Origin of the sequence: Candidatus Methanoperedens sp. (assembly GCA_027460535.1) — an archaeon.
GTDB lineage: Archaea > Halobacteriota > Methanosarcinia > Methanosarcinales > Methanoperedenaceae > Methanoperedens.
On the sequence record JAPZAR010000036.1, the window covers coordinates 92,091 to 101,518 of the forward strand.

Consider the following 9,428-nt stretch of genomic DNA (forward strand, 5'->3'; position numbering starts at 1 on the left):
CATGAAAATTCTCACCGAGAACGACGCAAAAAAACTTCTTGCAAAATATGGGATTCCCGTGACTGAAGGGAGTATTGCAAGGAGTCCGGAAGAAGCTCTTAAGATCGCAGCCCGGATAGGCGCGCCTGTAGCCATGAAAATCTCATCGCCAGATATTCCCCACAAAACCGATGTAGGCGGTGTGGAGTTGAATGTAAAGGCAGAGGAAGTGAAGGCTGCATATTCAGGGATCCTGGAGCGTGTAAGGAAGACGGTTCCAGATGCAAATATCGAGGGAATACTGGTGCAGCAGATGGCGCCGCCGGGCCATGAGATCATTGTAGGGCTGAAGAAGGATGCTCAGTTCGGCCATGCCCTGATGTTCGGGCTTGGTGGTATTTTCGTTGAGGTATACAGGGATGTTTCTTTCAGGGTGGTTCCTATCGGAAAAAAAGAAGCCTTTGCGATGATCTCCGAGATTAAAGGCTACCCGATACTGAAAGGGATCAGGGGGAAGAAACCTGCAGATATAGACTCGATCGCTCGTGTGCTTATTTCGGTCTCGGCTCTGGCTGAAAAGGAAAGGATAATCGAGCTTGATATCAATCCTCTCATGGTGGATGAGAATGGAGCGGTTGCTGTGGATGCCAGGGCAATGATAGAAAATATTGGTGGGGGAAATGAAGCGGCACAGACGGAAAAAGGAAAGTTACGTGTAGATTAAAGAAAGCATGGATTCGCAGATAAAATTTTTAGCTGTGGCGCTGGTGCTTGGTTTGTTGCTACTGGAATCTCGCCTTTCGCCTTCTGAGGTCAGAAGAGCCTGCTAAGCCTCCGGTAGAACCACTTACATAAAATATCACAAAGCGTGAAAAAACCATGATGGTGCTGGCGTGCCTCACCCGCCATCCCATCCAAAGACCCCTCCGAATAACAAAGAACGTCAAGGAAATTGATGTTCTATCACATTTTACTTATCAATCACAAAAAAAGGAATTTTTTATAAACTAAGATGGATTGAATTTATATATCAGTATACCATAATTACCACATATGGCCACACCCGGCAAATATGATATACTGATTTACTTGCATTTCAACCAGCCAGTTACATTTAACACTCTTGAAAATATTCTCCGGGGAAACATACTGTTTGAAGACCTGAACACCCAGATATTGTACAGGCATTTGAGGGAATTGATAGATGGTGAGCTTGTATTGAAAATACCCTTATCTGCTAAAAGAGGTTACGAATACTCCCTGAATCTTGAAAACGATTCACTCATCAATCACCTTTCCTTCCTTATCTGGTGCAGGAAAGAAGGTATTGACTACAATAGGCTCCTGGCTCCCAGAACAGAAACTCTAATCTTTAATATCCTGAAATTTGAAAAAATATCCCATGAGAATCTTTTACAGAGTTCAAAAATGTCAGCAAAAACCCTCAGGAAGCATATAAGGGCTCTTATCGATAACCGGTTCATTCACACAATCCAACAAAAACCGATGGTTTTCGAGTTCCTTCTAAATGATGTAACGCTGTGGTATCTGACAATGAAAGGTCTGCCAGTTCCGGATATGGAAAGCAAATGCAAAGATTCTATCTCCAATATGGACGCCAATAGAGATATTACCGGATCAAGGGAGATTATGGATAAACTCATAAAACTGCACATTTACTCTTCCACAGTCACAGAAGGAAATACTGCCTCCAATGAAGATGTTGAACGCATCATAAATGACCTTCCCACCAACCTTACACCAAAGGAAATAATCGAGATTAAAAACACAAAAGATGCTCTGGATCATATAATAGAAGTGTATGAAGATACGGACTTGAATATTGACCTTATTAAAACCACTCATCAGATACTGATGCGCGGATTGATAAAAGAAGCAGGATTGTTCTTTGCGTCTTCATCAAAACGAATTGTAGGTTCTAAATTGAAATTACCATCGACCAACAAAGAGATTGAATATTTGATGAGGTCGCTCATAAGTTATTATAATCTTAACAAAAACCACATTCATCCTCTCATACTTGGTTCGATATTCCACTTTCTTTTTGTTTCTATCCATCCATTCAAAGACGGTAACGGCAGAGCGGCACGACTTATTCATTCTTTCATACTGCTAAAGAATGGATACCCTATCTTTGCTTTTAACCCTGAAAAAAAATACGAGTATTTCAACTATCTTGAGAAAGGAAGGGAGTCGGATGTAAGTGATTTTATCAGGTTCATAATAGATGAACACAGGAAAATACTGCCTGAAAGGTAATACCCGCAGGAAATGACTGGTTCACTATGATAAATAAATATATTGTCAATGGTGGTTAGAAAAGACCCAATCCATGGGGACTGTATGATATTATTGCGGCAGGTGTCTGGTTGGCATCGGGTATTCTATCATAGAAGGCATTTTTAATAGTCTTTATTGAAATTTCGCTTATAATATATAGGAGCTAAATTTATACATAATAGCATGCTATTTAGATACCGGCCCTTAAGGAGGTAATACGAATGGTTGAAATAATTGACAAACGCAGAACCGAAAATGTCAATAAGAAGGAAAAAGGATGTACATTAACGCAAGAAACAATATCAGAACAGCAGAGTTTCTTGAACAACAATAGATTCAGGGAAGATTTGACCAACAATATACGGGAGTGATATTATGGGACCGGTTAGCGCACATAGATCAATAATAGAATTGCACAATATATTGAACAAAGACAAAGTAACGAACACTTTTGATAGAGCAGAAGCCCAGGGAAAACGCTGCTCTTTCTGCGAGCAGGGGATAAGCTGCCAGCTTTGCAGCAACGGCCCGTGCAGGATTAAACCGGGCGCAGAGAGGGGGGTTTGCGGCATAGATGCAGATGGTATGGCTATGAGGAACCTTATGTTCCTGAATACCATGGGAACAGCAACATATACATTCCATGCAAAGGAAGTTGCAAAAACACTCAAAGCAACAGCATTGGGAAAAACACCTTTCCAGATCAAGGATGAAGCAAAGCTTCGTGGTCTTGCCGGGAAGCTTGGGATAAAAACTGATAAGGTGGGTACCAAAGAAATTGCAATTTCAGTAGCAGATGCAATGATCACTGCAATAAACTCTGATTCAGACAGCGAGCTTTCCAATGTTCTTCTCTTTGCCCCAAAGTCAAGGATAGAACTATGGAGAAAGCTTGGCATCCTTCCGGGAGGACCGCTTCACGAAGTAATGGATTCCGTATGCAGCACAATGACAAATATCGACGGGGATTATGTTTCACTTGCAAAGAAGGCTTTGCGCCTCGGTATTTCCTGCATATACGGCTCTCAGATACCGCTTGAGATGGGACAGGACATACTTTTCGGGACTCCCCAGCCCCATGCGGTCAATGTGGACCTCGGGATCATAGACCCCGCCTACGTTAATGTCGCCGCCAACGGTCATGAACCCTTTATCGGAGCAGCTCTCATCAAAGCTGCCCATGAGGCAAAGAACCAGGAAAATGCAAAGAAGGCGGGCGCTAAAGGCCTGCATATCATTGGTTCTATCGAGACTGGCCAGGAACTTGTGCAGAGATTCGAGATAGACGATGTATTCGTGGGCATGACCGGTAACTGGTTATCGATCGAGCCAGCGCTTGCAACAGGCGGCATCGATGTTTTTGCCATGGACATGAACTGCTCGCCTCCGGCAATGGGAGTGTATCAGGAAAAATACAACACCTCCCTTATTTCAGTCTCAAAACTCGTCAATGTTCCGGGAATGAAAGACCATATTGTATATAAACCGGAAGATTCAGCTGCTCAGGCGCAAAAACTCATAGATATCGCTATTGAGAATTTCAAGAAGAGAAAAGGAAAAGCCACAAACCCGTCAAGAATTAAGCAGAACGCTGTGATCGGGTTCTCGGCGGAAGCATGCCTCGGGGCGCTTGGCGGCACTCTTGACCCGCTTCTGGACGTAATAAAAAAGGGAACTTTGAAAGGTGTTGTGGCTCTTGTGAGCTGTACAACGCTGCGAGATAGCGGTCAGGATGTAAATACACTTAAAATGGCACGCGAACTTATCAAACGGGATATACTGGTCATCAGCGCAGGATGCGGGAATGCTGCCCTTCAGGTGGGAGGACTTACCACGCTTGAGGCAAAGCAGGAAGCAGGTCCTGGTCTAAAGGCGGTATGTGAATTGCTCAAGATCCCGCCAGTGCTGAGCTTTGGCACTTGCACGGATACCGGAAGAATTATTTCGCTTGTTACGGCAGTGTCTGATGCTCTCGGCGTTGACCCGTCTGAATTGCCTGTTGCAGTGACAGCTCCTGAGTACATGGAACAGAAGGCAACGATCGATGCGATATTCGCGCTGGCTTTTGGCCTGTATACACATGTGGCGCCTATGCCGCCGGTGGCAGGAGCTCCCCGTCTTGTGAAACTCTTAACTTCTGACCTCGAAGGGATAACAGGCGGGAAGATTGCCGTAGAGACGGACATGGTTGACGCGGCAAATGGCATAGAGGCCCATATCATGAAGAAACGGATGGCACTGGGGCTTCCAGCGTAACAGAATCCATCCCAAATAGAAGAAATTGGTGCGCCGGACCAGAGCGCACCTTAATTTTAATGCGGGGATATATAGTAACGTATGGAGGGTTAATAGATGATCAAGCGATTCATTGGAATAGCTATTGTTTTTTTGTTTTTGACAGGATTGTCTGCAGCAGTTGAAAACGCTTGTGTGGGCTGTCATACATCGGTGGGGGTCACAAAAGGGATAATCAATGACTGGAAAGAGAGCAAACATGCGTTAAAGAATGTGACATGCGATAAATGCCATGGGGCGGAAGAGGGGGATAAGGACTCATTAAGTCATAATGGTTTTCTGATCACAAAAACGCCATCTCCTAAAGACTGTGCCAAATGCCATCCGGACCAGGTAAATCAATTCGGTGCGGGGAAACACAGCCTAGGCTGGACGAAGATGGAGGTTGCAGCCCGATATAAGGCAATCCCGAATGATAAAATGCGGGCAAGTATGTGTGAAGGCTGCCATAGCGTAGGAAAAGTTTATTCTGACGGTTCTACTGGTAAATGCGACTCGTGCCATACGAGGCATGTATTCAGTAAAGTTGAAGCACGCCAGCCCGAAGCATGTGAGACCTGTCACATGGGACTTGACCATGAACAGATAGAATATTACAAGAAATCAAAACATGGGATGATCCAGGAGACGAACAGAACGAGTTCCCGCGCCCCGGCTTGTTTTACCTGCCATATGGACGGCGGCACTCATGATGTCAGCCAGGGAATAACCATAGGCACAGTATCGCAGGGAGCGTTCATAAGCAACAAGAGCAGCGGAAATGATTATGTCAAAGATGGAAACGGCATTGTAATGAGAGCAATAACCCAGGAAGAGTTCGATACTAACAGGGAAAAGATGCTATCTATATGTGCACGCTGCCATTCCAGGAATTTTGCACAAAATGTTCTTGAAAATGCGGATGAGATAAAGGTCCAGGCTGACAAAAAAGTGGGAGAAGGCATAACAATAATCGAAGGACTTTATAAAGATGGCTTGCTTGACCCCATGCCTGAAAACAGGACACCAAATCCCGTTGCGGGGGATAAACTAACTCTCACCGGGCAGCAGACATACTCCAATACCTCAGGAATAGAATCGGAATTCTTTGAAATGTATAAATACGCGCTCGTTCATTCCTGGAAAGGGGCGTATCATATGAACCCTGACTATGCCCACTGGTATGGATGGGCACAGATTAATCTTGACCTTGAAAAAATAAAGTCTGAGAACAGGACATTACGCAGGATAGCAGAGCTTGAAAAAGCTCAAAAGACAATGGGAGAAGGAACAAAAGCAGCAGCAGGATTCGAAGTTACAATTGCAGCTTTCGGGACAATAGTCTTCTTAATCCTGGTCAGGAAGAAATAACAAAAAAAATATGAAAGATATGGAACTTGAAAGTGAGGACATTCAGGCAGCGTTAGAGGAATTGCATCAATATGTTGACATAACTGAAGAAGACCTCAAGAAAATTTATGTAATTGCTCTTCGGCATGCAAAAGAAAGGCTCACTCTCAAAGTTCCTGTTAAAGATGTGATGACCGGGAATGCGATATGCATCAGTAAAGATGCCGATATTCATGAAGCAGCCAGAATCCTTTCAGAAAACAGGATAAGCGGTCTGCCTGTTGTCAATGAAGAAAAGCGGCTGATAGGGATTGTAACAGAAGCTGATATCCTTTATTCAGCAGGAATGGAAAAAAGCCATAATTTTGGGGATATTTTAAGGAATATTCTTGGTGAGCCACATCCGAAAATCAGGAATGGGAGCAAGGTCGAAGAGATAATGACTACCAGGGTAATAACAACATCACCTGACAGGGATATCAGGGAAGTGGCAAAGATACTGGATGAGAAAAGGATCAAAAGGCTTCCCGTTGTGGATAAAAATAATAAGCTTATTGGGATTATTTCAAGGGCTGACATTCTGAGATACCTGGGGAAACAATGAAAGAATATTTCCTGAAAATGAGAGGTGGTGCCAGAAGCCCTCCGGGGGTTGGTATTTCCGAGGTGATGTGGGCATTTCTCGGTTCTGTCACAGGTATCGGCATATTGGGATATCTTTCATCGATGTACTTTGAACCCAGAGATCAGACAATGATAATTGGTTCCTTCGGGGCATCTGCCGTCTTAATTTATTCTGCAATCAAAAGTCCCCTGGCACAGCCAAGGAACCTTATCGGTGGACATATTCTCTCAGGACTTGCGGGGGTATTATGCTACCAGATATTTGGAAATGTAATATGGGCTGCAGCAGCTCTTGCTGTATCATTTTCCATAGTTTTAATGCTTGCCACCAAGACGCTTCACCCGCCGGGAGGTGCAACTGCATTAATAGCAGTAATCGGCGGTGAAAAAATTCACGATCTTGGCTTTCTCTATGCCTTCCTGCCTGCAGGATTGGGAGCTTTCATTCTTCTTATTGTTGCTCTGTTAGTGAATAATCTTTCAAAAGATAGAAAATATCCAGAATACTGGTTATAGCGGATTATTAGCCCGCTTTTGGATATCGGAAAAAATGTGACACAGGTAAGCAGAAGGATAATTGGACTCGAAGTAAGAATCAATCGTAAGGATATATATTTACCACTTTTACTCTCCCAATTCAGGGTAGTCGATATAACCCTTTTCCTCGCCCATGTAAAAGGTCGCAACATCTGCGGAATTCAGCGGGGCATTTTTCCTGAAGCGCAGAGGTAGGTCTGGATTAGCCAGGAACAGAACTCCGAATGAGATAAGGTCAGCGCCGCCTTTTTCAATTGCTTCGTTTCCACTGCGGGCATCATAGCCTCCATTCAAAACGAGTGTCCCTTTGAATATCTCACGAATAATGGGAGTCACTCGCGCATCGGGTGCTATTGCACCCATCCTGCCACCAACAGGCTCAACCATGTGAAGATACCCGAGCCCGATATTGTTAAGTTCCTCTACAAAGTATGAAAAGGTTTGACGCGGATCAGTATCAGACATTGAATAGGCTGAAAAGTGCGGCGAAATCCTGTATCCGACTCTATTCGCACCCCATACTCCGACTACGGCTTCTGTGACTTCAAGCGGAAGGCGTGCGCGATTCTGGATGCTTCCGCCGTATTTGTCGCTCCGTCGATTTGAGCCATCCCTCAGGAACTGATCCAGCAGATATCCATTGGCACCGTGGATCTCAACCCCATCGAAGTCCGCCTCCTTCGCATTCTGGGCACCTTTTCGAAATTGATCAATAATGCCAGCTATCTCGTCTGGTTCGAGAGCCCTTGGAGTCACGAATTTCTTTTTGCCCTGTGGTGTATGAACTTCGCCCTCGAATGGAAGTGCAGAAGGTGCTACAGGCACTTCACCTCCCAGGAAGTCGGGATGCGATACTCGTCCCACATGCCAGAGTTGAAGGAAAATTTTCCCGCCTGCCTTATGAACGGCGCCAGTCACTTTTTTCCAGCCTGCGACCTGCTCTTCCGAGTGAATTCCAGGCGTACGGATGTAACCGACTCCCTGAGGGCTTACCTGCGATCCTTCCGTGATGATCAAACCTGCAGAGGCTCTTTGCGTGTAATAGGTGACGGCTAATGGATTAGGAACATTGCCAGAGAGTGCACGACAACGGGTCATCGGCGCCATAACCATCCGATTTGATAGTTTGAGATCTCCCAATTTGTACTGGGTTAAAAGATTCATTATCCTCTCCTCAGGGCAATTATGAATGGCTTCCCTATTAATTTTTGTGATAAAGTGTTAATCGATAACTTATAAATAGAATCGTGCATAACAATAATTAGATGAAGGGGGTTTATTAATGAAAGTAGAAGAGATCTTAAAAACACTAACAGAAGAGATCGCCAATATGATTTCCACAAAGACGGTTATTGGAGAGCACATTACCATAGAAGGCAGGACAATTATTCCTGTCACTAAAGTGAGTTTTGGCTTTGGAAGCGGTGGAGGTGAAGGTAAAGGAAAAAGCGGAGATGAAGGCTTTGGAGGGGGCGGAGGTGGAGGTGCTGTGATTCAACCTGTTGCATTTCTTGTCATATCCAAGGAAGATGTGAAAGTATACTCTGTAAAAGATAAGGGTATAGTGTCGCAATTGGCAGAAGTTATTCCCGAAATAATAGATAAATGCAGGTCATCCAGGGAAGAAGGTAAAAAAGAAGAAAAGCCAGAATAAGAAAAAAATAAAGCTAATTTCCTGATGATTTCTATAATACTGTTAATCATTATTGTATTGGCGATTGCAGCGCTGTTGTTTCCTGTGACGATAGCCATCAATTCAATCAGGTCGGGACAAAAAATCACAGGAAGCCTTCAGCTTAACTGGACAATATTCATACTCCTATATTCATTGAAGGAAAGGCAACTCGAAATTCTCATATTCGGAAGACGCATATTCCGTCACCTTGAAAAGAAGAAGCCAACGCCTGAACATCCAAAAAAGCCAGAAAAATTAAAGAGACATTGGGCAATAAAAGATTTTTTTAATCTGGCAGGTCCGATGTTACAACTTTTAAAAGAACTGGTTTACGCATTTAGATTTAAATATATTCGCTTCGACATCACTTTCGGTCTTAATAATCCTGCCTGCACCGGTATCCTGACTGGATTTTTACATGCAGTTGGTTTATCGCAAATGGGTAATGTAAGATGGGCTCCTGATTTCACAAGACAAGTAATGGATTGGAACCTGGAGGCTAAAACGTCGGTCATACCAATCCGATTGTTACCCCCATTCGCAAAATTTATTACCAACAGCCATGTTAATGCCCACCTTCTAACCTTACTTGGGCATATTCCAATATGATGCCGCTAGCTAATATATTTTATCCACTGTATGCACATTACCACCGCAGCGAAGCTGCGGCGCTGAAGCTAATTTTGAT

General features: G+C 44.0%; 10 protein-coding genes. 9 read left to right on the forward strand and 1 reads right to left on the reverse strand.

Features of this window, described 5'->3' with window-relative positions:
- Window position 1 precedes the first annotated feature (1 nt).
- The 7 genes from O8C65_15950 (at window position 2) to O8C65_15980 (ending at window position 7,044) form a co-directional block, all read left to right on the forward strand.
- A complete protein-coding gene (locus tag O8C65_15950; GenBank protein MCZ7358411.1) occupies window positions 2-703 on the forward strand; it encodes an acetate--CoA ligase family protein in 702 nt (233 codons plus the stop codon).
- A gap of 329 nt (window positions 704-1,032) precedes the next feature.
- Window positions 1,033-2,259: a Fic family protein gene (locus O8C65_15955; protein MCZ7358412.1), complete on the forward strand. Its 1,227-nt coding sequence runs from the start codon at window positions 1,033-1,035 to the stop codon at window positions 2,257-2,259.
- A 242-nt stretch (window positions 2,260-2,501) separates the two neighbouring features.
- Window positions 2,502-2,651, forward strand: coding sequence for a hypothetical protein (locus O8C65_15960; GenBank protein ID MCZ7358413.1), 150 nt, complete (start codon window positions 2,502-2,504; stop codon window positions 2,649-2,651).
- A 4-nt stretch (window positions 2,652-2,655) separates the two neighbouring features.
- The gene (gene cooS / locus O8C65_15965) at window positions 2,656-4,536 is read left to right on the forward strand and encodes an anaerobic carbon-monoxide dehydrogenase catalytic subunit (GenBank protein ID MCZ7358414.1); all 1,881 of its coding nucleotides are present in this window, start codon (window positions 2,656-2,658) and stop codon (window positions 4,534-4,536) included.
- A 96-nt stretch (window positions 4,537-4,632) separates the two neighbouring features.
- Window positions 4,633-5,925 (forward strand): multiheme c-type cytochrome, encoded by a 1,293-nt coding sequence (locus O8C65_15970; protein MCZ7358415.1) that lies wholly within the window; start codon window positions 4,633-4,635, stop codon window positions 5,923-5,925.
- A gap of 19 nt (window positions 5,926-5,944) precedes the next feature.
- Window positions 5,945-6,508: a CBS domain-containing protein gene (locus tag O8C65_15975; protein ID MCZ7358416.1), complete on the forward strand. Its 564-nt coding sequence runs from the start codon at window positions 5,945-5,947 to the stop codon at window positions 6,506-6,508.
- Window positions 6,505-7,044, forward strand: a complete 540-nt coding sequence (locus O8C65_15980) for an HPP family protein (protein MCZ7358417.1) — start codon at window positions 6,505-6,507, stop codon at window positions 7,042-7,044. The genes O8C65_15975 and O8C65_15980 overlap by 4 nt, the downstream gene beginning before the upstream one ends.
- Window positions 7,045-7,152: 108 nt before the next feature.
- Here O8C65_15980 and O8C65_15985 read toward each other — a convergent pair whose 3' ends face one another.
- Window positions 7,153-8,229, reverse strand: a complete 1,077-nt coding sequence (locus tag O8C65_15985; GenBank protein MCZ7358418.1) for an alkene reductase — start codon at window positions 8,227-8,229, stop codon at window positions 7,153-7,155.
- A 118-nt stretch (window positions 8,230-8,347) separates the two neighbouring features.
- Here O8C65_15985 and O8C65_15990 point away from each other — a divergent pair, with 118 nt between their 5' ends.
- Both O8C65_15990 and O8C65_15995 read left to right on the forward strand, forming a co-directional pair.
- Entirely contained in the window at window positions 8,348-8,719 is a 372-nt protein-coding gene (locus O8C65_15990) for a spore germination protein GerW family protein (protein MCZ7358419.1), read from the forward strand.
- Between the two features lie 24 nt (window positions 8,720-8,743).
- Window positions 8,744-9,349, forward strand: a complete 606-nt coding sequence (locus tag O8C65_15995; GenBank protein ID MCZ7358420.1) for a DUF2953 domain-containing protein — start codon at window positions 8,744-8,746, stop codon at window positions 9,347-9,349.
- Window positions 9,350-9,428 lie beyond the last annotated feature (79 nt).

Coding starts and splice junctions, on each gene's coding strand:
- O8C65_15950 (MCZ7358411.1), top strand. CDS start 2: ATGAAAATTCTCACCGAGAACGACGCAAAAAAACTTCTTGCAAAATAT.
- O8C65_15955 (MCZ7358412.1), top strand. CDS start 1,033: ATGGCCACACCCGGCAAATATGATATACTGATTTACTTGCATTTCAAC.
- O8C65_15960 (MCZ7358413.1), top strand. CDS start 2,502: ATGGTTGAAATAATTGACAAACGCAGAACCGAAAATGTCAATAAGAAG.
- cooS (MCZ7358414.1), top strand. CDS start 2,656: ATGGGACCGGTTAGCGCACATAGATCAATAATAGAATTGCACAATATA.
- O8C65_15970 (MCZ7358415.1), top strand. CDS start 4,633: ATGATCAAGCGATTCATTGGAATAGCTATTGTTTTTTTGTTTTTGACA.
- O8C65_15975 (MCZ7358416.1), top strand. CDS start 5,945: ATGGAACTTGAAAGTGAGGACATTCAGGCAGCGTTAGAGGAATTGCAT.
- O8C65_15980 (MCZ7358417.1), top strand. CDS start 6,505: ATGAAAGAATATTTCCTGAAAATGAGAGGTGGTGCCAGAAGCCCTCCG.
- O8C65_15985 (MCZ7358418.1), bottom strand. CDS start 8,229: ATGAATCTTTTAACCCAGTACAAATTGGGAGATCTCAAACTATCAAAT.
- O8C65_15990 (MCZ7358419.1), top strand. CDS start 8,348: ATGAAAGTAGAAGAGATCTTAAAAACACTAACAGAAGAGATCGCCAAT.
- O8C65_15995 (MCZ7358420.1), top strand. CDS start 8,744: ATGATTTCTATAATACTGTTAATCATTATTGTATTGGCGATTGCAGCG.